Raw genomic sequence first — 23,766 nt, forward strand, 5'->3', positions numbered from 1 at the left:
GGCCGGGCCGCTCAGCCGCCGACCGCGACGGCGACCGCCGCGTCGATCGCGCCGTAGAGCTCGGAACGCAGGCCGAGTCGGCTGGTCCGGATGTCGACGGCCTCGGCCACGGCGGGCTGGGCGTAGCGGTCGACGGATTCGCGGATGCCGTGGACGAGGGGGGCGCCGGCCTGGCCGAGTTCGCCGCCGATGACGATGGCGGCGGGGTTGAGGCAGTTGACCAGGTCCGCGAGGACGCGGCCGATGGTGCGGCCGGCTTCGCCGATCACGCGGGCGGCGGCGGGGATGTCGGCGAGCCGGTCGAGCGGCGGGAGGTCGACGTGTTCGCCGGGGCGGGCGCCGGGGGCGAGGACGTGGGCCAGCCGGCGGCGGACCTCGGTGATGGAGACGACGGACTCCAGGCAGCCGCGGTTGCCGCAGCGGCACCAGGTGCCGGTGTCGGGGAGCTGGATGTGGCCGATCTCGCCGGAGATGCCGCTGGCGCCGCGGTAGAGGCGCCCGTCGAGCAGGAGTCCGGCGCCGATGCCGGTGGACGCCTTGACGTAGATCAGGTCGTTGACGGTGCCGCCGGCGCCGTGGGCGCGTTCGCCGCGGGCGCCCATCTCGGCGTCGTTGCCGACGGTGACGGGGCGGCCGAAGACCCGGCCGAGTTCGGCGGCGGGGTCCATGCCGATCCACTGGGAGAGGGTGGAGGGGGCGCGGACCACGTTGGTGCGGGTGTCGAGGGCGCCGGGGATGCCGGCGGCGATCGCGGTGATCCCGTCGAGGCGGTGTCCGGCGGCGTCGAGGGCCTGTCCGGCGAGCGTCTCGGCGGCCTGGAGGACTTCGCGCGGGTGGTTGTCGACGTCGAGGTGGGCGGTGGCCTCGCCGAGGACGGTGCCGGAGGTGTCGGCGACGGCGGCGGTGAGGTGGGTGTGGCCGAAGTCGAAGGCGAGCACCAGGGCGTGCGCGCGGCGCAGGCTGACGGCGGCGGCACGGCGTCCGCGTCCGGCGGCGGGCGGGCCGGCGGTGGTGGCGTCCTCGCTGACGAGCCCCTCGTCGAGCAGGTCGGTGACGGCGCTGCTGACGGCGGAGCGGGAGAGCCCGGTGAGCCGGCTGATCTCGGCGCGGCTGAGCGTGCCGTGCTCGCCGAGGACGGCGAGCAGGGTGGCCCGGGTGCGCAGGCGGCGGGCCGAGGGGGCCGGGGCGGCGGGGGCTGTCATGCACGGAACGGTAGCGGACTCCCCCCTCAATTTCACCGCTGAACGGATTATTTGACAGTCTGCTCGTCCTCTTGACGGACGAATTGGCCTATACCTATGGTCTAGGGCAGTAGCAACACCTCATGTGCCGGTACGTGGGACGCGCCGGGAGAGGAAGGCCGATGAACGCCATCCAGAGCCGTCATCGCTGGTGCGTCGAGATACCGCACGCCAACGAGATCCGCTCCGGCCGCCACCTGTTCATCGTGGACGCCGCCGCCGAGGAGGACGCCCGCCAGGAGGCGATCGAACGCGCCGAATCGGCCGAGGCCCGCAGACACCGGCGCGACGCCGACCTGGACCTGGCCCAGGTCACCGTGGTCCACCTGGGACTGCTCCGCACGCACTGATCCCCCGACGGCCCGCCGGCCGCCGGGGGATCCGCCGTCGCGCCTCAGGCCCGCCCGGCCGACTTCTGGGTCCGCCGCGCCAGCGAGTCGATCACCACCGCGGCCAGCAGCACCGCACCGGTGATCATGAACTGGATCGCGTTGCTCAGCCCCTGGATGTTCATCCCGGACTGGATCGAGCCGATCACCAGCGCACCGAGCAGCGCCGACCAGGTCGACCCGCGCCCGCCGAACAGGCTGGTGCCGCCGATCACGGCCGCCGCGATGGCGTTCATCAGCAGGTTGCCGCCGCCGGAGGTCTGCGAGGCCGACTGGATCTGCGCGGCCAGGAACAGGCCGCCGATCGCCGCCATGGTGGAACAGATCATGAAGACGGTGATCCGCACCAGGGACACGTTGATGCCGGCCCGCCGGGCGCCCTCGATGTTCCCGCCCAGCGCGAACACCTTCCGCCCGTACGGGGTGCGGCGCAGCACGAACTCCAGCACCACCACGAAGACCACGAAGACCAGCAGCGCCAGCGGCAGCCCCTTGTACCGGTTGAGCGTCCAGGCCACCAGGAACCCGACCACGGCCAGCGCCGCGCTGCGCACCAGGATGTCGGTGAGCGCCCGGTAGGGGACGCCGGCCGCCCGCCGCCGCCGGGCGTCCAGCAGCGAAGAGCCGAGGAACAGCACCACGCCGGCCGCCGCCAGTCCGTAGGCGGCGATCTGCTGCCCGTAGATGGTGGAGTACAGCCGCGAGACGATGTCCTTGCCGGACAGGTTGACGGTGCCGCTGGCGCCCAGGACCTGGAGCATCAGGCCGTTCCAGCCGAGGTTGCCGGCCAGCGTCACGACGAACGCCGGGACGCCGACCTTGGCGAAGAACAGGCCCTGCACCAGGCCGACCACCGCGCCGCCGACGATCGCGGACAGCAGCGCCAGCCACTGGTTGACGCCGTGCGTGACGTTCATGACCGCGAAGATCGCCGCGCACAGGCCGCTGACCGAGCCGACCGACAGGTCGATCTCGCCGAGCAGCAGCACGAACACCACGCCCAGCGCGATCATGCCGGTGCCGACGATCTGCTGGGAGAGGTTGGACAGGTTCTGCGCCGACAGGAAACTGCTGTTCAGCGAGCCGAACACGGCCCAGATGACGATCAGCGCGACCACCACCGGGGCCGAGCCCAGCTCGCCGCTGGTCAGCCGCCGCCTGAACTCGATCAGGTAGCCCTTGAGGCCCTCCTGCCGGACGATCAGCCGCGGGTCGACGGCCGGGGTGGCCTCCGCGGCCACCGGGACGGGCGCGTTGACGCCGCCGGTCGGCATGGCGTCCTCGGGCAGCCGGTGGTGTTCGGGCTCCGGGGTGTCCCCGCTCATCGCTCGCCTCCCTCACCGCGGGCCTGCCGGCGGGTCACGGCGTTGTCCGTGGCACCGGTGATGGCCGAGATGATCTGCTCCTGGTTGGTGGAGTGCTTGTCGAAGACCCCGTTGTTGCGGCCCAGCCGCAGCACCGCGACGGTGTCCGCGACCGCCATCACGTCGGCCATGTTGTGGCTGATCAGGATCACCCCGAGGCGCTGGTCGCGCAGCCGCTCGACCAGGTCCAGGACCTGCGCGGTCTGCTCGACGCCGAGCGCGGCGGTCGGTTCGTCCAGGATCACCACCTTGGGCGAGCCGATCAGCGCCCGGGCGATCGCCACCACCTGGCGCTGGCCGCCGGAGAGCGAGGCGATCGGGATGCGCACGCTGGGGATGCGGATCGAGAGCGAGTCCAGCAGCTTCCGGGAGCGCTGCTCCATCGCGACCTCGTCCAGGACCAGCCCGAAGTGCTTGATCTCCCGGCCGAGGAACAGGTTGCCGACCACGTCCAGGTTGTCGCAGAGCGCGAGGTCCTGGTAGACGGTGGCGATGCCCAACTGCTGGGCTTCCTGCGGCCGGTGGATGGCCACCGGCCGCCCCTCCCACTCGATCACGCCCTCGTCCGGCTGGTTGACCCCGGCGATGGTCTTCACCAGCGTCGACTTGCCGGCGCCGTTGTCGCCGACCAGCGCGAGCACCTCGCCGGCCCGGACCTCCAGTTCGATGCCGGTGAGCGCCTGGACGGCGCCGAACCGCTTCGAGATCCCCCGCAGTGCCAGTACGGTCTCACCCGCCACCGCGACCACCTCCTCTTCCGGTCGGGGGCGGCTTACTGGATTCCGGCGGCCTGGCAGGCCGAGGCGTAGTCCGGGGTGCAGATCTGCTGCGCGGTGTACAGGCCGTCGGCGATCACGGTGGACTTGATGTTGTCCTTGGTGAGCACGACCGGGGCGATCAGCAGCGAGTCGACCTTGGTGCCGCTGCCGTTGGTCGAGGTGGTCGGCTTGAGCGAGGACCCCAGGCTCTGGCCCTGGGCGAACTGCACCGCCATCTCGCCGGCCGCGTCCGCCTCCGGCTTGTACGGCTTGTAGATCGACATCGTCTGGGTTCCCGCCAGGATCCGCTGCACGGCGTCGAGTTGGGCGTCCTGGCCGGTCAGCGGGACGTTCAGGTTGGCGGCCTTGAGGGCGGTGGCGATGCCGGCCGCCATGCCGTCGTTGGCGGAGTAGACGCCCACCACGTTCGGGGCGCCGATCGCGGTGATCGCGGCGGCGGCCTCCTGGTTGGCGGTGTTCGGGTCCCACTGCGGGGTGTCGTACTCCTTGCCGATCTTCAGCTTGCCGTCGATCGCGCTGTGCGCGCCGGCCTTGAAGTCGGCGGCGTTCGGGTCGGTCGGCGAACCGTTGATCATGATGATCTGGCCGCTGCCCGCCTTGTCGCCGACCGCCGTGACCAGCGCCTCGCCCTGGAGCTCGCCGACCTTGTGGTTGTCGAAGGAGACGTAGGCGTCGACCGGGCCCTGGGCGAGCCGGTCGTAGGCGATCACCTTGACGCCCGCGTCGTGCGCCTTCTGCACCGAGGACTGGATCGCCTTGGAGTCCACCGCGTCCAGGATCAGCACCTGGTCGCCCTTGGTCAGCGCGGTGTCCACCTGGGTCTGCTGCTGCGTCGCGTCCTGGTTGGCGTTGTAGTAGTCGATCTGCGCGTCGGGCGCCAGCGACTTGATCTTCGCCTCGATCAGCGGGCGGTCGAACTGCTCGTACCGGGTGGTCTTGGACTCCGGCAGCAGCAGGCCGATCTTCACCGCCTGGTTCGCGCTGCCGGAGGAGCCCGAGGAGCCGGACGACTGCTTGGCGCTGCCGCAGGCCGCCAGGCCCACGGCGAGCGTGGCCGCGGTGGCCGCGACGGCGATCCGACGGAGACCGGTGTGCATGATGCCCTCTTCCTGTCGATGGCGCCCCCGTCACCGAGTGTGAGAACGGTTGGCGTCCGCCACGATCGGGGTTGCTCCGAGCGGGTGGCGCGGCCCGCTGCGGGCAAGCGGGGAGGAGTGCGCGGGCGGGGTGTGACGGCACCCGTCCGCGTTTGTATGCTTCGCTCGGCCTCTACAGCCCTGTAGAAGTTCGGCCGGCGGCAACGGGTGAGGGGGCGTCATGTCCGTACGCAACGAGAGAACCGGCCACGACGGCGCACGCGGCCTCGGCCGACGGGGGCGGCGGATCGCCCTGTGGGCCACCGCCGGCACCGTCTCGCTGGCCGTCCTGGCCGGCGGGCTGCTGTACTACCGGCTCAACGGCAATCTGAGCACCTTCGGCGGCGACGGCGTCAGCCGGGACCGGCCGCCCGCCGCCGGCGCCGACGCCGAGGGCCGCACCCCCGTCAACCTGCTGCTGATCGGCTCCGACACCCGCTCGGGCGGCAACCAGGACCTCGGCGGCGGGGAGGACGGCGGCGCCCGCTCGGACACCGCGATCCTGCTGCACGTCTACGCCGACCACCGGCACGCCGTCGGGGTCTCCCTCCCGCGCGACTCGCTGGTCGAGATCCCGCCCTGCCTGCTGCCCGACAAGACCTGGACCCCGGACCGGCCCAGCGCGATGTTCAACAGCGCCTTCTCGGTCGGCGACACCGAACAGGGCAACCCGGCCTGCACCCAGAACACCGTCGAGAAGCTCACCGGCCTGCGGATCGACCACACCCTGGTGATCGACTTCCAAGGCTTCGCCGACATGACCACCGCGGTCGGCGGCGTCGACGTCTGCCTGCCCCGGGCCGTCTACGAGGGCGACCTGGACCCCCACCTCGGGCAGCGCGGCAAGGAGCTGTTCAAGCAGGGCCACCAGTCCGTCTCCGGGCAGGCCGCGCTCGACTACGTCCGGATCCGGCACGGCCTCGGCGACGGCTCCGACATCGGCCGCACCAAGCGCCAGCAGGCCTTCCTCGCCGCGCTGATCAGGCAGGTCAAGGCGCAGGGCATGGACCCCACCACGCTGCTGCCGCTGGCCGACGCCGCCACCAAGGCGCTCACCGTGGACGAGGGACTCGGCTCCGCGAGCAAGCTGGTCGACTTCGCGATGTCGCTCAAGGACGTCGACCTGCACGACGTCAAGTTCCTCACCGTCCCCTGGCGCTACCAGGGCGAACGGGTCGCCCTGGTGCACCCCGACGCCGACCAGCTGTGGGCCGCGCTGCGCTCCGACCGCACCCTGGACGGGCAGGACGCCTCAGCCTCAGCCTCCGCTCCCGCCTCCGCCGAACCCGTCTCCGCCGCCTCCGCCGGCCCCGCCGCGGTCGACGGCGCCGGCATCCGGGTCGCGGTCCACAACGGCACCGACACCGCCGGGCTGGCCACCCGGGCCGCCCGGGCCCTGGAGGACTCCGGCTTCACCGTCACCGGCCGGGCCGACGCCGCCTCCCGCACCCACCGCGGCACCCTGGTCGAGTACGGGTCCGGCGAGAAGGCCGCCGCCGAGAAGGTCGCCGCCCTGTTCCCCGGCGCCACCCTCCAGCCCGGCGACCGCGCCGGGATCACCCTCACCCTGGGCGCCGACTACGCGGACACCGCCGACCCCACCACCGCCCCACCGGCCCCCGCCGGCCCGCTGCCCACCAGTGTCAGCCAGGCCCGCTCCGCCGACCAGGACGCGTGCGCCGACCTCACCTACGGCTGAACCGCCGCCCGCACCGTCGTCGCCGGTGTTCCGGTGTCCGGCGTCAGGCGGTGTCCGGCGTCAGGCGGTGGGCGGCGTCAGGCGGTGGGCGGGAGCAGACGGGTGAGCAGGCGGCGGCCTTCGGGCCAGGCGCCGAGGTGGGAGGCGGCGTTGATGTGGCCGAGGTCGCCGGCTTCGACGAGGTCGGCGCCGAGGGCGGTGGCGGTGGCCCGGGCGTGGGCGGGGGTGGCGTAGGGGTCGTCGCCGCTGGCCACCAGGAGGGTGCGGAAGGGGAGCGGGGTCGGGCGCGGGTGGTGGTAGCCGGTGGCTTCGGCGGGGAAGGCGGGGCCGTGCGGGTCGGGGGCGGCGACCAGCAGCGCGCCGGTGACGTCCGGGTCGGCGTGGTCGGCCGCCCATTCGATCAGGGTGGTGCAGCCGAGGCTGTGGGCGACGATCAGCTTGGGGCCGGGGGTGCCGCGCAGGGTGGCGTCCAGGTCGGCGACCCAGGCGTCGCGGTCGGGGTGGTCCCAGGAGTCGTGCTCGACCCAGACGGTGCGGCGGTCGGCGGCGTGCCAGTGGTGCTGCCAGTGCCCGGGGCCGGAGTTGCCGATGCCCGCGAGGTGCACAAAGGTGACGGGTTCCATGGAGACCTCGTGCTCGGCGCCGCGGACCGGCGGTCCGGCGGCGCGGGAAGGACCGGGGGTCGGCGCTGACCCCGCGGGAGGAGGAGTGGATCGTGTGTCCGCACCTTAACGGCAGGTTGCGCGGCGTGGCGGTCTCGTGCGGGTGCCGACCGGAGGGCAGTATGAAGCGCTTCTTGACGCGGCGTCGGAAAAACCCGGGAACTCGCGCGTTGCTCCCGCCCCGGAGACCCACCCTGTGGTAAACGGCCCGGTGGGAGGCGGTGGAACGGTCGCGGGGGGCCGGTCGGACCGGGTACTGACGATCGTTCAGGGTGCTGGCTCGGGGTTCCAACTGCCCTTGTCCACCCCGGAGCAGACGGGTCTTCACGCCTGGCTGGACGACCGTTCACCTGTTCGCCCGATGATACGATCATCCCGCTTGGGGGAGCGGCGGGTTCACCCTGCGATGACGGGGATTCAGCAGTCGGCCGCCAGTCGCCTGAAGAGAGTCTTATGACGAAATACACAGCGGACCCGTTGCTCTGGGTTCTCTTCCTCGTCCTGGCCGCCGCGGTCCTCATCGTGGTCCGCCAGCGCAAGGCAGCAGCGGCACTCCGACAGGAGATCGACGGGCTCCGGGAGCACTACACCGACCTGGAGCACCACTATACGCAGTCGGTCGCCTCCGCTCAGGAGCAGGCGGACGAGGCAACCAAAACGGTATTGAAGTCCGCCATGCGGACGCTCCAGGGCCTCGCGGCGGAGCAGCAGTTGATCCTCTCCCGGCTGCAGGACAAGTACGGCGAGTCCGTCATGCTGCAGGACCTGCTGGAGGTCGACCACACCAACTCCCAGTTCGGCCGCCGCGCCCAGTCCATCGCCGTCCTGTGCGGCGGCTGGCTCGGCCGCCACCGCGACGTCGCCTCGGTGTACGACGTGGTGCGCTCCGCCCAGGGCCGCATCCGCCACTACCGCCGGGTGGAGATCCTCTCCCAGGTGGACTTCGGCATCTCCAGCCGCGCGGTGGAGCCGGTCGCCCTGGCGCTGGCCGAGCTGCTCGACAACGCGACCTCGTACTCCAGCCCCGACACCGTCGTCGAGATCAACATCCGCACCGTGCCCAAGGGCGTGGTGATCGTGGTGGACGACGCCGGCGTCGGCATGAACGACGAGGAACGGGCCCGCGCCGAACGGCTGCTGACCACCGAGCGGGTCACCGGCGTCAGCGGACTCGGCAACCCGCCGCAGTTCGGCCTCGCTGTGATCGGCGTGCTCTCCGAGCGCTTCGGCTTCGAGGTCTCGGTGGACTCCACCTCCCCCTACGGCGGTGTCCGCTCCGTGCTGCTGCTGCCGCACGAGCTGCTCACCAACATGCCGGAGCGGCGCGCCCAGCCGCCCGCCCCGGTCGTCCAGGCGGCCGTCCAGAGCCAGGCACCCGCCCCGGCCCCGGCGCCCGTCCCCGTGGCGCGACCGGCAGCGCAGCCGGCCGTGCTGCCCGCCGCGGTCCCTCCCGCGGCGACCGAATCCTTCGGCTCCACCGAGGACGGCCTGCCGATCCGCCGCCGCAAGCGGCCGATGGCGATCGTCCCGACGAACGAATCCGCCCCCTACGGCGCGCCCGCAGCGCCCGCCGCCCCCTCGTCCCGTTCCGGGGCGCAGACCGCGGCGATGCTGGGGGCTTTCCAGCGCGGCACCAGGTCCGGTCGCGCCACCCAGCGGGACGACGCGAACCAGACGACCAGCACCCGCGGTGCAAGCAGTGAAGGGCATGAGTTCTCGTGAACGACGATCTGTCTTGGATGCTCGACAGCGCGCTGGAGATCCCCGGGGCCCTGCACGCGGTCCTGATCTCCGCCGACGGCCTGCTGATGGCCCGCACCAGGGACATCGACAAGGACAACGCCGACCGGGTGGCCGCCGCGATGAGCGGCGTCCAGTCGCTCAGCCGCTCGCTCGGCTTCTTCTGCGACAACCCGACGCAGCGCTGGCAGCAGACCCTGGTCGAGTTCGACGGCGGCTGGGTGTTCCTGATCTCCGCCGGTGACGGCGCCTACCTCGGCGTCTCCGCGCTGCCGGACGTCGACATGCAGGACATCACCTTCCGCATGCAGCAACTCGTGGGCCAGCTCGGCAAGTTCCTCGCCGCGCCGCCCCGCGAGGACATCGGGGTCCGCAGGTGAGGGGCGGCGGCGAGGACTTCGAGTTCGAGCCTGCGGATTTAGTCCGCGCCTACATCATCACCAAGGGGCGGGAGCTGCCCGACGAGCAGCAGCTGTCCCTGATCACCCTGGTCACCGCCACCCCGGAGGAAGGCCGCCGCCCCAACCGGCTCACCCCGGAGGAGGAGCGGCTGCTGGACATCTGCTCGGCCGGCTACCTCTCGGTCGCCGAGGTGGCGGGCCACACCCGGCTGCCGCTGGGCGTGGTCCGCATCGTCCTGGCCTCGCTCACCGAGAGCGGCCACCTGATGACCCGTCCGCCGGTCCCGAGGGCCCGGAACGCCGACAAGGACCTTCTGGAGGAGGTGCTCAATGGGCTTCACCGCAAGTTCGGATGACCGGGGCGTGCTGACCACCGACGACTACGTCGCCGGAGGTGCCACCCAGACCGCCGTGAAGATCCTCGTCGTCGGGCACTTCGCCGTCGGCAAGACCACCTTCATCGGCTCGATCTCCGAGATCGAACCGCTCTCCACCGAAGAGACCATGACCCAGGCCGCCGAGGCCGTCGACGACCTCAAGGGCGTCAAGGGCAAGACCACCACCACGGTCGCCCTGGACTTCGGCCGCCTCACCCTCAGCGAACGCGTGGTGCTCTACCTGTTCGGCACCCCCGGGCAGACCCGCTTCGTCCAGATGTGGGAGGACATGGCCCGCGGCGCCCTCGGCGCGCTGATCCTGGTCGACCCCGAACGGCTCGCCGACTCCTTCCCCGTGATCGACCTGATCGAGCAGTACGGGCTGGACTACGCCATCGCCGTCAACCACTTCGACGGCAACCCGGAGCGCGCCGAGAAGGCGCTGCGGGAGGCCCTCGACCTGCTCGACGAAACCCCGGTCGTCACCTGCGACGCGCGCAACGAGAAGTCGTCGGCCGCCGCACTCACCACTCTCGTCCGCTATTTGCTGGACCGCGCCAGCTAGGAGCAATACGCAGCCATGGACGCTCACTCTTCCGCCCCGGTACCCCCGCCCGGGTGCCCGGCCCACGGCGGCCGAGTGCCGCTGTACGGAGCCGAGTTCGCCGCCAACCCGCAGTCGTACTACGACTACCTGCGGCACTACGGCCCGACCGCCCCGGTCGAGCTGGCCCCCGGGGTGAACGCCACCCTGGTCACCGAGTACTCGGCCGCCCTGCAGCTGCTGCAGGACTCCGCGACCTTCCGCAAGGACGGGCGGCGGTGGCGCGAGCTCAACGAGGGCGTCGTCCCGATGGACAGCCCGGTGGTCCCGATCCTCATGCACCGGCCCAACGCCATGTTCGCCGACGGCGCCGAGCACCTGCGGCTGCGCCAGGCCATCACCGACACCATGGCCCGGATCGACTCCCGCCGGCTGTCCCGGGTCACCCAGCAGGTCTCCGACTTCCTGATCGCCCAGTTCGGCTACCGGGGCTCGGTCGACCTGGTCGGCGGCTACGCCCGGCAGCTGCCGCTGTTCGTCTTCAACGAGCTGTTCGGCTGCCCCGCCGACATCGGCGACCGGGTGCTGTTCGGCATCACCGGCATGTTCGACGGCATCAACGCGGAGCAGGCCGCCGAGGTCCTGTACGGCGCGGTCGGCGAACTCGTCGCGCTCAAGCGCAGCCGTCCCGGCGAGGACGTCGCCTCCTGGCTGATGCAGCACCAGGCGCGGCTCACCGACCAGGAGGCCGTGCACCAGCTCGCCCTGCTGCTGGCCGGCACCGACCCGGAGGGCAACTTCATCGGCTCCACCCTGCACCGGCTGCTCACCCACGACGCGTACGCCCACCAGGGCGGCCTGATCGACGAGGCGATCGACGACACGCTGTGGGAGAACCCGCCGTTCGCGAACCTCGCCCCGCACTACCCGGCGATGGACACCGAGTTCGCCGGCGAGCAGTTCAAGGCCGGCGACCTGATGCTGGTCTCGTTCGCCGCCGCCAACCGCAGCCCGATCCTGGCCGGCGAGCGCCAGGTCGGCAGCCGGGCGCACCTGGCCTGGAGCGCCGGCCCGCACGCCTGCCCCTCCAAGGACTCGGCGCGGCAGATCGCCATGACCGCGATCGAGAACCTGTTCAACAAGCTGCCGGACATCGAACTCGCCGTCCCCGAAGCCAGCCTGAGCTGGCGTCCGGGCCCGTTCAACCGCGGCCTGGTCGCGCTCCCCACCCGGTTCAGCCCGGTCGAGCCGGCCCGTCCGGTGCCCGCCGCCGCGCCCGCCCGGCCGGTGGCCGCCAAGACCCCCGAGAAGACCGGACGTTGGAGCCAGTTCCTCAACTGGCTCTCCAAGTGATCTTCACAACAGTACTCATGTCACGTGCGTCGCATGAATATTGATCGGCTCGGGTATTCAGCAGCGCAATTGCCTCCGCCATATGCGGTTGCCCGCTGACCGAGAACAGGAGGGTGTCGTGGAGAGAGCCTCCAAGGACGCCTGGGCTTCGTACACCGCCCCCTCGCACCCGCCGATACCCGGCGGCCGGGGGGGCGTCGGGCGTCTTCCGTGCCCCCCCGCCGGCGTGACCGGCCTGAACGAACTGCTGCCCCCGCCCAAAGCCGCCACCCGCACCATCGGCTCCCACACCGCCAGACAGCTGCTCGCCCTGTGCGAACTCGCCGGACTGGACCGCCGGGAGTCCGCCGCCTACACCCGGGCCGTCAACGCCGCCCTCGGGCCGGTCGCCGACCGCTCCCTCGACCTCCCCCCCGGCACGCCGTCGTTCCTCTCCGACGACCACACCCCGGTCGAGTTCTCGCTCTCCTTCTCCGCCGACCGCGCCCCCACCCTGCGGGTCCTCTTCGAACCCGCCAGCGGCTTCGGCACCCCCGCCGAGAGCAGCCGCCTCGCCCTGCGCGCCCTGCACGGCCTCGCCGGACACTGGGGCATCTCCACCGAACAGCTCGACACCGTCACCGACCTGTTCCTCCCGGACGAGCCGCAGGGGGCGTTCTCCCTGTGGATCGCCCTGGAGCTGCTCCCCGGCGGCACCCCCCGGATGAAGGCCTACCTCAACCCGGCCGCCAACGGCGCCGCCCACGCCGAACACACCGTCCGCGCGGCCCTGCGCCGACTCGGCCACCACCACGCCGACAGCGACCTGCCCGAAGGCGACCAACTGCTCTTCCTCGCCCTCGACCTCGGCGACTGGCCCGAACCCCGGCTCAAGATCTACACCACCCACCACGGACTCACCCCCGCCGCCGCCGGCACCCTCGGCCGGATGCCCGGCGGCCCCGGCCCCGCCGAACTCGAGTCCTTCCTGCGCACCGCCGCCGGCACCACCCCCGACACCAACCCCCGGCTCACCCTGCGCCCCGTCCAGACCTGCCACGGCTACACCGACACCACCGGCGTGCCCAGCGCGTTCACCGCGTACGTGCCCGTCCGCGACTACGCCCGGCACGACGGCGAGGTGCTCGACCGCGCGGTCGTCCTGCTCGACCGCTACGGCATCGACCCGTCCGGACTGCGCAACGCCCTCGGCGCGCTCACCCCCCGCCCGCTGGAGGACGGCGTCGGCCTGATCTCCTACCTCGCCCTGGCCCACCAGCACGGCCGGGCGCCCCGGATCACCGCGTACCTCTCCTCCGAGGCGTACCGGGTCCGACCACCGAACGTGCGCTGACGCGGCCGACCCGAACCGGCGCCCGGCGGCCGTCCCCTCCCCTGTGACTGCCGCACCGCACCGCGTCCGCGGCCGCTCCGACGCTCACGCCCACGTTCACGTCCGTACCCGCCTCCCCGGCGCCGCTCCTCGCTCTTCCCGTGCTCCTCTTGCTCTTCCCGCTCTTCGTTCCCGCTCTTCGTTCCCGTTCCTGCCACCGCCGGGCGGGGCCGCAGGCGGAACCGCCCGTGGGACCGCACGCCCACGAGCGACTCCGCACCCTCACTGCGGCCTACGCCTCGCGCAGCTCACGGAGGTACGAGCCGACGTCCACCTGGATCGAGGACCCCGTCGACATGCCGTACCGGCGCTCGATCCCGGCCAGGTGCCCGTCGATCTCCTTCCGCATCACGTCCGCCGCGGGCAGCACCGCCTCCCCCGTCAGCAGCCGCGCCACCCACTGCGCCTGCGCCTCCACCAGCCGGGTGATCGACCCCACCGGGCGGATCAGGCCCAGGAACAGCAGCCCCGGCAGCTCCGGCGCCACCACCCGGCGGTACAGCCGGACCGGACCGGTCGCACCGGCCGGGTGCCCGTCCGGCAGGAACGGGAACCGCCAGTCGAAGCCGGTGCAGAACACGATCGCGTCCGCCTCCGTCCAACTCCCGTCCGTGAAACGGACGGTGGAGCCCTCCAGCGAGGCGATGCCGGGCTTCGGCAGCACCGCGCCGTGCCGGATCCGGCTCAGGATCTCGTCCGAGATGGTCACCGCCGAGGAGAAGATCCGGTGGTCCGGCTCGGGCAGGCCGTAGTCCGACATCCGGCCGCGCGCCACCTCCAGCGCCTGCTCCACGAACTCCCGCTGCTCCTCCAGCGACTTGGCGGTGAACCAGGGCGCCTCGGCGATCAGGTCCACCGATATGCCGTGCAGCTGCTTGGGTATGACGTGCAGGCCGCGGCGCGCCGAGAGCACCGTCCGGGCCGCGTGCCGGGACAGGTCGGCCGCGATGTCCACCCCGGACGCGCCCATGCCCACCACGACCACCCGCTGGCCGGTGAAGTCCCGGCCGTCCATGAAGTCCATCGAGTGCAGCATCGCCCCGGTGAAGGACTCCGCGCCCGGCGGCAGCGGGTTCGGCATCGTCGGCACGTTGTGGTGCCCCGAGGCCACCACCACCTGGTCGAACGTCCGCCGGGTCTCCACCCCCGCGGCACCGCGGCTGACCACCGTCCACACCCCGTAGGCGTCCTGACGTACCGACAGCACCTCGGTGCGGAACTCGATGTGCGGCAGCAGCCCCGCCCACTCGGCGAACTCCCGCAGGTACGCCGCCACGTCGCTGTGCCGCGGGTACAGCGGCATCTCGTCGGACATCGGGAAGGCCGCGAACCCGGTCAACTGCTTGGCACTGTTCAGGTGCAGCGCCTGGTACGCCGGACCCGGCTCGCCCGCCGACGGCCGACGCCAGATCCCGCCCACCCCCGGGGAGCGCTCCAGGCAGACGAAGTCCAGCCCGCGCTCGCGCAACGCGTACGCCGCCGCCAGCCCCGACAGACCCGCGCCGATCACACAGACACCCACTGCGACCTCCAGGAATCGCTCAGCCGATAACTCGCCGCTCCCCAAACAATCTTGACCCTTCAGCATAAGCAGGGCACACAATGCCCCCGGGGCCGCCACCGGCCCACCACGCGCGCTGCGGGGGGCGGCGCGGGCACCGGGGGTGCGGCACCGCCGGGACGGCTCCGCCGGGTGCGCCTTGCCCGGAGCGGCGGGGCCCCTCCACACTGATCGTCCGGAGACGAGGGGGCGGGCGGCATGGCGGAGCACGGGTCGGCCGGCCGGTCCGCCTTCGGTCCGCTGCTGCACGCGCTGCGCACCCGGGCCGGGCTCAGCCAGCAGACCGCCGCCGCCCGCGCCGGGCTCAGCACCCGGGCCCTGCGCGACCTCGAACACGGCCGGGTCCGGCAGCCCCGCGAACGCACCCTGCACCGACTCGCCGACGCCCTCGGCCTGACCGCCCCGCAGGCCGCCGAACTGCGCTCCGCCGCCACCGCCCTGGGCGCGAGCACCGGCACAGGAGCGGGTGCAGGAACCGGCGCCGGCACCGGCCTCGGCCTCGGCACCGGCTCCGCCGAGGGCGGCCGGACGACGCTGCTGCTGCTCGGCCCGCTCGTCCTGCGCCACGGCCGCGCCAACGTCCCGATCGGCAGCCCCACCCTGCGCCGCCTGCTCGGACTGCTCGCCCTCACCCACCCCGGCGCCGCCACCCGACAGGAGATCACCGACACCCTGTGGCCGTCCGGGCCGCCCGACTCGCAGCAGAGCCTGCTCCACACCCACATCGGCCGACTGCGCCGCCTCCTCGCCCCGAGCACCCCCGACAGCTCCGGCAGCTCCGACGACCCCGACCGTCCGGACTACCCGGACCGCCCCGGCATCGTCCGCACCCCCACCGGCTACCGGCTCGACCTGCCCCGCCACCGCACCGACCTCGGGCGGTTCGACGACCTGCTGGCCCGCACCACCTCCCTGCGGAACGCCCCCGACCCGGACACCGCGCACCGGGACCTCACCCGCGCCCTGCGGTGGTGGCGCGGCCCCGTCCTCGCCGACGCCGACCCGGCCCTGCGCCGCCACCCCGCCGCGGTCGCCGCCAACGAACGGCGGATCCGCGCCGCCCTGCTGCACGCCGACACCGCCCTGCTGCTGCACCGCGCCGACCAGGCCGTCCACCCGCTCCGGGAACTGGCCCACCTCGAACCGCTCCACGAGGGCCTGCACGCCCGGCTGATCCTCACCCTCGCCGCGAGCGGCCGCCAGGCCGCCGCCCTCGACACCTACACCCGCCTGCGCACCCGCCTCGACGAGGAGCTCGGCGTCACCCCCGGCCCCGAACTCCACGACGCCCAGCTGCGCGTCCTGCGCGGCCAGTTGCCCGCCCGGCCGGCCACTCCCCCACCGGCCCGGCCCCCATCCGGCCCGGCACCCCTCCCACCGCCGCCCGCCCAACTCCCGTCCGGCCCGGGCCGGTTCGTCGGCCGCCACCGGTACCTGCGCGAACTCGACGCCCTGCTCCCGGCCGTCCCCGCCACCCCTGCCGGGCCCGCCGCCCCGTACCCGCTCGTCACGGTGGTCGGCCCGCCCGGCATCGGCAAGACCGCCCTCGCCACCCACTGGGCGCACGAACACCGCGACCGCTTCCCGGACGGCCAGCTCTTCGCCGACCTGCACGGCCACTCCACCCGGCCCGCCGCACGCCCCGCCGACCTCCTCGCCCGCTTCCTGCGCGCCCTCGGCACCCCGCCCGACCGGCTGCCCGCCGACCCGGACGAGGCCGCCGCGCTCTACCGCACCCTGCTCGCCGACCGCCGCCTGCTGATCCTCCTCGACGACGCCCGGGACGCCGCCCAGGTCCGCCCCCTGCTCCCCGGTACCCGCGGCTGCGCCGTCCTGGTCACCAGCCGCAACCGCCTCACCGGCCTGCTGGTCGGCAACGGCGCCCACCGCCTCACCCTCGACGCCCTCGACCCGGCGGAGGGCACCCGGCTGCTCGGCACCGTCCTCGGCACCCCCCGGATCGCCGCCGAACCGGCCGCCGCCCGCCGCCTCGTCCACGCCTGCGGCGGCCTCCCCCTCGCCCTCCGCCTCGCCGCCGCCCACCTGGCCGCCGTCCCCGACAGCCCCCTCGCCGACCACGCCCCCGCCCGTCCCGACGCCGACCTGCTCGCCCGCCTCGACCTCGCGGACGACCCGCACACCGGCCTGCGCACCGCCTTCGACCGCTCCTACCGCGCCCTCCCCGCCCCCGCCCGCCACCTCTTCCGCCTCCTCGGCAGGGCCCCCGCCCCCGGCCTCACCACCCGGGCCGCCACCGCCCTCGCCGCCACCACCCCCGCCGAGACCGCCGCCCTGCTGGCCCGCCTCACCGACGCCCACCTCGTCCGGGAAGAACCCCCCGGCCACTACCGGCTGCCCGGCCTGCTCCACCCGTACGCCGCCGGGCTGCCGGCCGAACGAGGGTCCGACGTCGACCAGTTGGCTGACGCCCACCCGCTGCCCGACCCTCCGGGCCCGGCCGACCTCGATCAGCCGACCGGTCCCGCCCGACCGGCCGACCGCGCCCGGCCGGCCGACCGCGCCCGGCTGGCCACCGCCGCCGTCCGGGCCTGCGAAGCCGGACAGCTGACCGCCGCACGGCAGTTGACGGAACGCCTGCTCCCACCCGTCGCGGTGTCCCTGTCCTCGCCACCGTCCCCGTCCGCCGGGCCGCACCCCGACGACATCACCGTGCTGGGCCTGATCTGCTGGAAGCTCGGCCGCCTGTCCGAGGCCGCCGAGCACTTCGCGCACGCCGCCCGCCTGCTCGGCCCGGCCGCCACCGGCCTCGACGGACCGGCCGACCGGGAGGCCATCGCCCGGACCAACCTGGCCGTGGTCCAGCGGGCGCTCGGGCGCCCCGGCGAGGCGACCCGGGTGATCGGCGAGACCCTGCCGGTGCACCGGCGGCACCGCAACCGGTTCAGCGAGGCCGTCGCGCTGACCTGCCTGTCCTCCGCCCACACCGACCTCGGCGACCACGCCACCGGACAGTTGCTCGCCCACACCGCGCTCGCCACCGCCCGCACCGTGCGCAACCGGGCCCTGGAGGCCAACGCCCACCTCGCCCTCGCCGCCGCGCACGCCCGCGCCCACCGTCCCGCCGAGGCGGCCGCCGGCCACCGCGAGGCCCTGCGCCTGGCCGAGGCCGCGGGCGACCGCCACCCGCAGGCCGTCGCCCTGGCCGGCCTCGCCGCCGCCCTGCTCGACACCGACCCGCGCGCCGCGCTGCGCACCGCCGAGCACGCCCTCGTCCTCGCCCGGGAAGCCGAGTTCCGGGTGCCCGAGGGCGACGCCCTCACCGTCCTGGCCCGCGTCCGGGTCCGCCTCGGCGACCCGCGGGCCGCCCTCGCCCTCGGCACCGACGCGCTCGCCCTGCACCGCGCGAGCGGCCACCGCCCCGGCGAGGTCCGGGCCCGCCTCGCCCTCGCCCTGGCCGCCACCGCGCTCAGCACCGGCCCCGGCACCGCCGACACCGACGCCAGTGCCGCCGACGCGGTCCGGCACCGCCGGGAGGCGCTGCGGATCGTCCGGGCGGCGGGCGGCACTTCCCTCCGCTGAACCGGAAGTTCCGCGAAACTTCCGCTCCCCGCACATCACCGCAGCTCAGCGCCCCGCCCTCCCCCGTCCCGCCCTCTGGTCCCGCTCCGGCCGCCCGGACAGCCCGGCTCCTTACGGTGAAAACCCCACCGCACCGGACCGGACCCCGAGGTGACACCTTGAGCCGCTACGACCGACTCGCGTACACCCCCGCCGTACGCCGCCTCCAACAGGAGATGGGCAGCGCCGCCGCGGCCGACCGCCGCCTGCGCGTACCGGGCGACGAACCCGAGCCGCTCACCGACGCCGAGACCTCCTTCGTCCGCGGCATGGACGGCTTCCTGTTCGCGACGGTCAACGAGAACGGCTGGCCGTACCTCCAGTTCCGCGGCGGCCCGCCCGGCTTCGTCCACGTCCTGGACCCGCACACCCTCGGCTACCTGGACGTCCGCGGCAACCGGCAGTACCTGACCACCGGCAACCTGCGCGGCGGCGACGGCCGGGTCGCCCTGTTCTTCCTCGACCACGCCCGGCAGGCCCGCCTCAAGGTGTTCGGCCGCGCCACCGCCGTCCCCGCCGACCACGACCCCGCCCTCGCCGCACGTCTCAGCACCCCGCGCACCGACGGCCGGATCGAACAGCTCGTCACCATCTGGGTCGAGGCGCACGCCTGGAACTGCGCCCACCACATCACCCCGCGCTTCACCGAGCACGAACTCGCCGACGCCCTGGCGCCGGTCCGCGACCGCCTGACCCGCCTGGAACGGCTGGAACGGGAGAACGCCCTGCTGCGCGCCGAACTCGCCCGCCACACCGCCGCCCCTGCCACCGCCTCCTGACCCTCCGCCCCTTTCGCTCCTCCCCCCTCCTCCCTCCCCCGTCCCTTCCCTTCCCTTCCCTTCCCTTCCCTCCCTCCCCTCCCTCCGACCGAAGGACCGACCCCGCCGTGCCCGCCAGCCTGACCGACCGCCCCGCGGCCGTGACCTCCGCCGAACCCGCCATCTGGTCCCGCAACTTCCGCCGCTACTTCACCGCCCGCAGCGCGGGCCTGCTCAGCTGGGCGATGCTCCCGGTCGCCGTCTCCGCCGGGCTGCTCTCCGCCGGCCACGGCCTGGACACGGCGGGCTACGCGATGGCCTTCCTGGTCGCCCCGTTCGCCGGCCTGGTGCTGTTCGGCGGCGTCCTCGCCGACCGGTTCACCGCCCGCCGGATGATGATCCTCGCCGACCTGGCCAACCTGGCCGCGCACGTCCTGCTCGCCCTGCTCTTCTGGCACGGCATCGACCACCTGTGGCAGCTGTACGCCCTGCTCGCGGTGGCGGGCACCGCCAACGCCCTGTTCCAGCCCGGCGCCTCCTCGACCGTCCCGCTGGTCTCCCGCGACGTCCAGGGCGCCAACGGCGTCCTGCGCACCTCCGAGGCCGCGACCGGCCTGGGCGGCCCCGCACTGGCCGGCGTGCTGGTCGGCTTCGGCTCCACCGGGTGGGTGATGGCGGTCTCCGCCCTCGCGTACGCCACCAGCGCCGCCTGCCTGTTCGCGCTCCGCCTGGGGCCCGTCCCCGCCCCGCCCGCCGACCGCTCGCTCTGGCGCAACCTGGCCGTCGGCTGGCACGAGTTCCGCTCCCGCAGCTGGCTCTGGGGCGTCGTCCTGATCTGGATGTGCTACGCCGTCCTGGCCTGGGGCCCCCAACTCTCGCTCGCCGCAGGCATCGTGGTCCCCGCCCACGGCCCCACCGCGTTCGGCCTGATCAACTGCGCCCTCGGCGCGGGCACCGTGGCCGGCGGCCTGCTCGCCATCCGCTACAAGCCCCGCCGCCCCCTGGCCGCCGGCGCGGTCGCCATGTTCGCCTACCCGCTCTACCCCCTCGTCATCCTGCTGCACGCCCCGGTCTGGCTGCTCGCCGCCGCCCAGGTACTGGTCGGCACCGGCATCGGCGTCTGGGGCGTCATGTGGTCCACCGCTGTCCAGACCCAGGTCCCCGGCGAGGTCCTCAACCGGGTCCACGCCTACGAAGTCGCCGGCTCCGTCGGCCTCTACCCCCTCGGCTCCGCCCTCGTCGGCCCCGCCACCCACGCCTTCGGCACCTCCCACGTCCTCGCCGCCGGCACCCTCGTCGCCGTCCTCACCCCCCTCGCCCTGCTCCTCACCCGTCCCATCCGCACCCTCCCCCGCGTCCCGGACCGCCCGGTCCGACGCTCCGACGCCGCTCCTGATCAGACGAGTTGAGTTCATGCCCGGCAACCCCTTCACCGGGAATGCCGGGCTGCCCCACGGGGTTCCCGTCCCCACACGGCCCGCATCGGGGAGGGCCGCGGTCGAGGGGGCACCGGGTGCGAGCCGTCGGATTCCGGGTCAACGGAGGCGTCGAAGTACTGGAGGAGCTGGATGTGCCCGAGCCGGTACCGGCCGCCGGTCAGGTCACCGTGCGGGTCGCCTTCGCGGGCGTCAACTTCGCCGAAGTCCAGCACCGCCGGGGCGAGTTCGGCGCACCGGACGGACCGCACGGGGTGGACGTCCCGGGCCTGGAGGTCGCCGGCGCGGTCAGCGCCCTCGGCCCGGGCGTGACCGGCCTGTCCGTGGGCGAGCCGGTCGCGGCGTACCTGCCGGCCTTCGGCGGTTACGCCGAACTGGCCGTCGCGGACGCCCGGTCCACCAGGTCACTGCAGACCGCCGCCGGCGAGGTCGACCCGGCCCACGCGGCGGCCCTGCCCTGCGTCTACCCCACCGCCTTCGGCATCCTCGACGACGCCGGCCGACTCCGCCCCGACGAGGACGTCCTGATCCACTCCGCCGCCCAACTGGCCCGGGCCCTGGGCGCCCGACGGGTGTTCGGCACGGTCGGCTCGGCCGGGAAGATCCCGTACGCGCTCAGCCTCGGCTACGACGACGTCTTCCTCCGCGACGACTTCACCGCCCCCTGACCCGAGCCACCGAAGGCCGGGGCATCGACCTGGTCCTCGACCCCGTCGGCGGCCCGGTCCGCGAACAGAGCCTGACGGCGCTGGCCCCCTTCGGCCGCCTGGTGGCCTACGGAGACCTCGGCCGCCACGAGAGCTGGACCACCTCCGTCCGGGACCTCCGGAAGTCCAACCGCACCGTCGCCGGCTTCAACATCGGCGACCTGGCCCGCCGCTCCCCCCACCGGATCGGCGACCACCTCACCGAAGCCCTCCGCCTCCTCGCCACCGGCCGGATCGACCCCGGCATCACGGAGACCCTCCCCCTGGCGGAAGCCGCCAAGGCCCGCCGCCTCCTGGAAACCGGCACCGGAAAGGGCAAGCTGCTGCTCGCACTGCACTGACCCCCCGGCCGCCCCACCCGACCACCGAAGAGGCCCCGGGCCCCCGCCCCGGGGCCTCCTGCCGAAGCGGGCACCCAGACGAGCCATCCGGCGGTGGTGGCCGCCCGCCCCCGGCCCCGGCGGGGTTCTGGGCTCTACCCCGCGCTCTCGGACCTGCCGCGTGCGCGGCCGGGCCGCCGCCGACGCCGGACGAGGAGAACGAAGAAGCCCCAGGCCATTGACCTGGGGCTTTCTGCTGGAGCGGGTGACGAGAATCGAACTCGCGCTCTAAGCTTGGGAAGCTCATGTTCTACCATTAAACTACACCCGCAGCTGACGGCCCGTCAGTGACGGCCCGATCAAGGACCACTGTACCCCATGGTGCGGGGCGGTGAGCACAGGGTTCCGGTGGCGGCGAGCCTAGGTGAGCGGTGTCCGGTAGATCCCCTAATGTGACGCTGTCGGCGGAGAGTGTGGGAAGGGGACCGATGGAGCAGCGCACCGTGGTTCGTTGTGTCGAGGGGCACGTGTTCAGTACGGCGGCGTTTCCGATGCAGCATCTGCAGGCGGGGCGGTTGGGGCCGGGGCGGTTGTTGCGGTGTCCCGGGTGCGGGCGGTTGCGGAGTTCGGTGCCGGCGGACGTGTCGGAGCTGTCGGCGGACGAACTGGCGCGCGGGCTGCGGCTGGTGGCGGTGGAGTCGCTGTCGTAGCGGGTGGCCGGAGTGGTCCACGGGGCGGGCGCTTTTGGGGCGCCCGCCCCGTGGCACGTACGCTCGGGGGCGTGCTGCTCTCCGACAACGACATCCGTGCCGAGATCGACAAGGGGCGGGTCGTGATCGACCCGTTCGAGTCGTCGATGGTCCAGCCGTCGAGCATCGACGTTCGACTGGACCGGTTCTTCCGGGTCTTCGAGAACCACCGCTACCCGCACATCGACCCTTCGGAGGAACAGCCGGACCTGACGCGGCTGGTCGAGCCGGACGGGGACGACGCGTTCATCCTGCACCCGGGCGAGTTCGTGCTGGCGTCCACCTTCGAGGTGATCACGCTGCCGGACGACGTGGCCTCGCGGTTGGAGGGGAAGTCGAGCCTGGGGCGGCTGGGGCTGCTGACGCACTCGACGGCGGGGTTCATCGACCCGGGGTTCAGCGGGCACGTGACGCTGGAGCTGTCGAACGTGGCGACGCTGCCGATCAAGCTGTACCCGGGGATGAAGATCGGGCAGCTGTGCCTGTTCCGGCTCTCTTCGCCGGCCGAGCACCCGTACGGCTCGGAGCGCTACGGCTCGCGGTACCAGGGGCAGCGCGGCCCGACGCCGTCCCGCTCCTACCTGAACTTCCACCGCACCCGGATCTGAACGGACGTGCGGACGAGGGCCGGCCCCGACGGACGGGGCCGGCCCTCGGCGTGTGCGGGGACGGTCGTCAGGCGCGGACGGGGGTGGTGACGGCGACGAGTTCGGTGCCGTCCGCGGTGAGGGTGAGTGCGGTGCGCAGGCCGGTGAGCTGGCCGAGGCGGTGCAGGTGGGTGCCGCCGCAGGCGATGCCGGCGGGGCCCTCGGGGAGTTCGGCGTGCCAGCGGCGGCGGGCGGTGAGTTCGGGGCCGGGGGTGTCGATGCCGACGGGGGCGTCGGCGGCGACCCAGGCGGCGAGCCGGGCGTTGACGTCCGCGGTGAGGGCGGGGAGGGCGTCGGCGAGGGCCGGGAGGGCGTCGGTGGCGTCGACGGTGAAGCCCTTCTTCTTCAGCGACTTGCCGATCCGGTAGGTGTCGGTGCTGGCGGTGGTGTCCATCACCGAGCTGTCCATGGCGAGGCTGTCGAAGTCGGGGTGGCCGAGGGCGTCGGTGCGGCCGGGGTCCTTGCGCCAGCGCGGGGCGAGGGCGGCGTTCAGGGCGAGGGCGAGCAGGTGGCAGCCGGTGTGCGCGGCGGAGAGCGCGGCGCGGCGTCCGGCGTCGACGGCGAGGTGGGCGGTGCGTCCGACGGCCTCGGGCCCGAGCGCGTCGGCGGGCAGCACGTGCAGCACCAGCCAGGACCAGTCCTCGTCGCCGCGCCGGACCGGGACGTCGGCGCCGACCGCGAACTCGCCCGCGGGCCCGGCCGCGCCGGTGAGGCAGTCGACGACGGGGTGGGCGGTGCCGTCGACGGTGAGGGTGCCGTGGTCGGCGGGCTGGTCGGGCCAGGTGTGGTCGACGGGGTGGAACGGGGTCGCCGCGGTGACCACCGCGGTGCGGCCGTCCGGCAGGGCGCGCACGGCGAGGACCGGTGACTCGCCGGTCACCTCCCCGGCCGGAAAGCTGACGTGGGTGGTGGGCAGGCTCATGCGCGGGCTCCGGACGGGGTGCGAGGGTGG

The 23,766-nt window shown here is 73.6% G+C and carries 22 protein-coding genes and 1 tRNA gene; 15 read left to right on the forward strand and 8 right to left on the reverse strand.

Annotated features, from left to right (window positions below; all coding sequences use genetic code 11):
* Positions 1-11: 11 nt before the first annotated feature.
* Positions 12-1,202, reverse strand: coding sequence for an ROK family transcriptional regulator (locus ACIQVD_RS16700; protein WP_400683353.1), 1,191 nt, complete (start codon positions 1,200-1,202; stop codon positions 12-14).
* A gap of 161 nt (positions 1,203-1,363) precedes the next feature.
* Between ACIQVD_RS16700 and ACIQVD_RS16705 the strand changes: the two genes are divergently transcribed.
* Positions 1,364-1,591, forward strand: coding sequence for a hypothetical protein (locus tag ACIQVD_RS16705; protein ID WP_282206291.1), 228 nt, complete (start codon positions 1,364-1,366; stop codon positions 1,589-1,591).
* A gap of 44 nt (positions 1,592-1,635) precedes the next feature.
* Here the strand turns inward: ACIQVD_RS16705 and ACIQVD_RS16710 are convergent, their stop codons facing one another.
* From ACIQVD_RS16710 to ACIQVD_RS16720, 3 genes are read right to left on the reverse strand one after another with little or no spacing between them, the layout of a single operon-like run.
* On the reverse strand, positions 1,636-2,904 hold the full coding sequence (locus ACIQVD_RS16710; protein ID WP_282206548.1) for a sugar ABC transporter permease: 1,269 nt from the start codon (positions 2,902-2,904) through the stop codon (positions 1,636-1,638).
* A 47-nt stretch (positions 2,905-2,951) separates the two neighbouring features.
* Entirely contained in the window at positions 2,952-3,734 is a 783-nt protein-coding gene (locus ACIQVD_RS16715) for an ATP-binding cassette domain-containing protein (RefSeq protein ID WP_400683349.1), read from the reverse strand.
* Between the two features lie 32 nt (positions 3,735-3,766).
* The gene (locus ACIQVD_RS16720) at positions 3,767-4,870 is read right to left on the reverse strand and encodes a sugar ABC transporter substrate-binding protein (protein WP_400683346.1); all 1,104 of its coding nucleotides are present in this window, start codon (positions 4,868-4,870) and stop codon (positions 3,767-3,769) included.
* Positions 4,871-5,090: 220 nt separating this feature from the next.
* On the opposite strand from ACIQVD_RS16720, the gene ACIQVD_RS16725 reads away from it, so the two are divergent.
* Positions 5,091-6,608 carry an LCP family protein gene (locus ACIQVD_RS16725; protein ID WP_402289794.1) on the forward strand — a complete coding sequence of 506 codons (1,518 nt, stop codon included), beginning with the start codon at positions 5,091-5,093 and terminating at the stop codon, positions 6,606-6,608.
* A 77-nt stretch (positions 6,609-6,685) separates the two neighbouring features.
* On the opposite strand, the gene ACIQVD_RS16730 is transcribed toward ACIQVD_RS16725, so the two are convergent.
* Positions 6,686-7,231: an RBBP9/YdeN family alpha/beta hydrolase gene (locus ACIQVD_RS16730; RefSeq protein WP_400683337.1), complete on the reverse strand. Its 546-nt coding sequence runs from the start codon at positions 7,229-7,231 to the stop codon at positions 6,686-6,688.
* Between the two features lie 492 nt (positions 7,232-7,723).
* On the opposite strand from ACIQVD_RS16730, the gene ACIQVD_RS16735 reads away from it, so the two are divergent.
* From ACIQVD_RS16735 to ACIQVD_RS16760, 6 genes are all read left to right on the forward strand, one after another.
* Positions 7,724-8,992, forward strand: a complete 1,269-nt coding sequence (locus ACIQVD_RS16735; protein WP_402289797.1) for a sensor histidine kinase — start codon at positions 7,724-7,726, stop codon at positions 8,990-8,992.
* Positions 8,989-9,390 carry a roadblock/LC7 domain-containing protein gene (locus tag ACIQVD_RS16740; protein ID WP_033250356.1) on the forward strand — a complete coding sequence of 134 codons (402 nt, stop codon included), beginning with the start codon at positions 8,989-8,991 and terminating at the stop codon, positions 9,388-9,390. The genes ACIQVD_RS16735 and ACIQVD_RS16740 overlap by 4 nt, the downstream gene beginning before the upstream one ends.
* The gene (locus ACIQVD_RS16745) at positions 9,387-9,767 is read left to right on the forward strand and encodes a DUF742 domain-containing protein (RefSeq protein WP_100837323.1); all 381 of its coding nucleotides are present in this window, start codon (positions 9,387-9,389) and stop codon (positions 9,765-9,767) included. Before ACIQVD_RS16740 ends, ACIQVD_RS16745 begins: the two co-directional genes overlap by 4 nt.
* Positions 9,742-10,353, forward strand: a complete 612-nt coding sequence (locus ACIQVD_RS16750; protein ID WP_100837322.1) for an ATP/GTP-binding protein — start codon at positions 9,742-9,744, stop codon at positions 10,351-10,353. Before ACIQVD_RS16745 ends, ACIQVD_RS16750 begins: the two co-directional genes overlap by 26 nt.
* A 15-nt stretch (positions 10,354-10,368) precedes the next feature.
* On the forward strand, positions 10,369-11,685 hold the full coding sequence (locus ACIQVD_RS16755; RefSeq protein ID WP_282206296.1) for a cytochrome P450: 1,317 nt from the start codon (positions 10,369-10,371) through the stop codon (positions 11,683-11,685).
* A 226-nt stretch (positions 11,686-11,911) separates the two neighbouring features.
* Positions 11,912-13,018, forward strand: a complete 1,107-nt coding sequence (locus ACIQVD_RS16760) for a tryptophan dimethylallyltransferase family protein (protein WP_400683328.1) — start codon at positions 11,912-11,914, stop codon at positions 13,016-13,018.
* A gap of 271 nt (positions 13,019-13,289) precedes the next feature.
* On the opposite strand, the gene ACIQVD_RS16765 is transcribed toward ACIQVD_RS16760, so the two are convergent.
* Positions 13,290-14,579 carry an NAD(P)/FAD-dependent oxidoreductase gene (locus ACIQVD_RS16765; RefSeq protein ID WP_100837319.1) on the reverse strand — a complete coding sequence of 430 codons (1,290 nt, stop codon included), beginning with the start codon at positions 14,577-14,579 and terminating at the stop codon, positions 13,290-13,292.
* A 237-nt stretch (positions 14,580-14,816) separates the two neighbouring features.
* Here ACIQVD_RS16765 and ACIQVD_RS16770 point away from each other — a divergent pair, with 237 nt between their 5' ends.
* From ACIQVD_RS16770 to ACIQVD_RS16790, 5 genes are all read left to right on the forward strand, one after another.
* Positions 14,817-18,158, forward strand: a complete 3,342-nt coding sequence (locus ACIQVD_RS16770; RefSeq protein WP_402289803.1) for a BTAD domain-containing putative transcriptional regulator — start codon at positions 14,817-14,819, stop codon at positions 18,156-18,158.
* Positions 18,159-18,316: 158 nt separating this feature from the next.
* Positions 18,317-18,976 (forward strand): pyridoxamine 5'-phosphate oxidase family protein, encoded by a 660-nt coding sequence (locus ACIQVD_RS16775; RefSeq protein ID WP_402289806.1) that lies wholly within the window; start codon positions 18,317-18,319, stop codon positions 18,974-18,976.
* Between the two features lie 107 nt (positions 18,977-19,083).
* The gene (locus ACIQVD_RS16780; RefSeq protein WP_402289809.1) at positions 19,084-20,364 is read left to right on the forward strand and encodes an MFS transporter; all 1,281 of its coding nucleotides are present in this window, start codon (positions 19,084-19,086) and stop codon (positions 20,362-20,364) included.
* A gap of 104 nt (positions 20,365-20,468) precedes the next feature.
* Complete coding sequence (locus ACIQVD_RS16785; RefSeq protein WP_402289812.1) at positions 20,469-21,059, forward strand: alcohol dehydrogenase catalytic domain-containing protein; 591 nt, start codon at positions 20,469-20,471, stop codon at positions 21,057-21,059.
* A 29-nt stretch (positions 21,060-21,088) separates the two neighbouring features.
* Positions 21,089-21,439, forward strand: coding sequence for a zinc-binding dehydrogenase (locus ACIQVD_RS16790; protein WP_402290077.1), 351 nt, complete (start codon positions 21,089-21,091; stop codon positions 21,437-21,439).
* Positions 21,440-21,675: 236 nt separating this feature from the next.
* Here the strand turns inward: ACIQVD_RS16790 and ACIQVD_RS16795 are convergent.
* A tRNA-Gly gene (locus ACIQVD_RS16795) sits at positions 21,676-21,749 on the reverse strand.
* Between the two features lie 157 nt (positions 21,750-21,906).
* On the opposite strand from ACIQVD_RS16795, the gene ACIQVD_RS16800 reads away from it, so the two are divergent.
* A complete protein-coding gene (locus ACIQVD_RS16800) occupies positions 21,907-22,128 on the forward strand; it encodes a hypothetical protein (protein WP_100837305.1) in 222 nt (73 codons plus the stop codon).
* A gap of 71 nt (positions 22,129-22,199) precedes the next feature.
* Positions 22,200-22,775, forward strand: a complete 576-nt coding sequence (gene dcd / locus ACIQVD_RS16805; RefSeq protein WP_111556909.1) for a dCTP deaminase — start codon at positions 22,200-22,202, stop codon at positions 22,773-22,775.
* Between the two features lie 67 nt (positions 22,776-22,842).
* On the opposite strand, the gene ACIQVD_RS16810 is transcribed toward dcd, so the two are convergent.
* Positions 22,843-23,736, reverse strand: coding sequence for a metal-dependent hydrolase (locus tag ACIQVD_RS16810; RefSeq protein WP_402289816.1), 894 nt, complete (start codon positions 23,734-23,736; stop codon positions 22,843-22,845).
* Positions 23,737-23,766 lie beyond the last annotated feature (30 nt).

The organism is Kitasatospora sp. NPDC090308 (assembly GCF_044769485.1).
Lineage (GTDB): Bacteria > Actinomycetota > Actinomycetes > Streptomycetales > Streptomycetaceae > Kitasatospora > Kitasatospora fiedleri.

Bases quoted from the DNA above. Each gene is read 5' to 3' on its own strand.
- ACIQVD_RS16705 (WP_282206291.1), top strand. From the start codon at position 1,364: ATGAACGCCATCCAGAGCCGTCATCGCTGGTGCGTCGAGATACCGCAC.
- ACIQVD_RS16735 (WP_402289797.1), top strand. From the start codon at position 7,724: ATGACGAAATACACAGCGGACCCGTTGCTCTGGGTTCTCTTCCTCGTC.
- ACIQVD_RS16800 (WP_100837305.1), top strand. From the start codon at position 21,907: ATGGAGCAGCGCACCGTGGTTCGTTGTGTCGAGGGGCACGTGTTCAGT.
- ACIQVD_RS16750 (WP_100837322.1), top strand. From the start codon at position 9,742: ATGGGCTTCACCGCAAGTTCGGATGACCGGGGCGTGCTGACCACCGAC.
- ACIQVD_RS16725 (WP_402289794.1), top strand. From the start codon at position 5,091: ATGTCCGTACGCAACGAGAGAACCGGCCACGACGGCGCACGCGGCCTC.
- ACIQVD_RS16710 (WP_282206548.1), bottom strand. From the start codon at position 2,904: ATGCCGACCGGCGGCGTCAACGCGCCCGTCCCGGTGGCCGCGGAGGCC.
- ACIQVD_RS16755 (WP_282206296.1), top strand. From the start codon at position 10,369: ATGGACGCTCACTCTTCCGCCCCGGTACCCCCGCCCGGGTGCCCGGCC.
- ACIQVD_RS16770 (WP_402289803.1), top strand. From the start codon at position 14,817: ATGGCGGAGCACGGGTCGGCCGGCCGGTCCGCCTTCGGTCCGCTGCTG.
- ACIQVD_RS16700 (WP_400683353.1), bottom strand. From the start codon at position 1,202: ATGACAGCCCCCGCCGCCCCGGCCCCCTCGGCCCGCCGCCTGCGCACC.
- ACIQVD_RS16720 (WP_400683346.1), bottom strand. From the start codon at position 4,870: ATGCACACCGGTCTCCGTCGGATCGCCGTCGCGGCCACCGCGGCCACG.
- ACIQVD_RS16730 (WP_400683337.1), bottom strand. From the start codon at position 7,231: ATGGAACCCGTCACCTTTGTGCACCTCGCGGGCATCGGCAACTCCGGC.
- ACIQVD_RS16810 (WP_402289816.1), bottom strand. From the start codon at position 23,736: ATGAGCCTGCCCACCACCCACGTCAGCTTTCCGGCCGGGGAGGTGACC.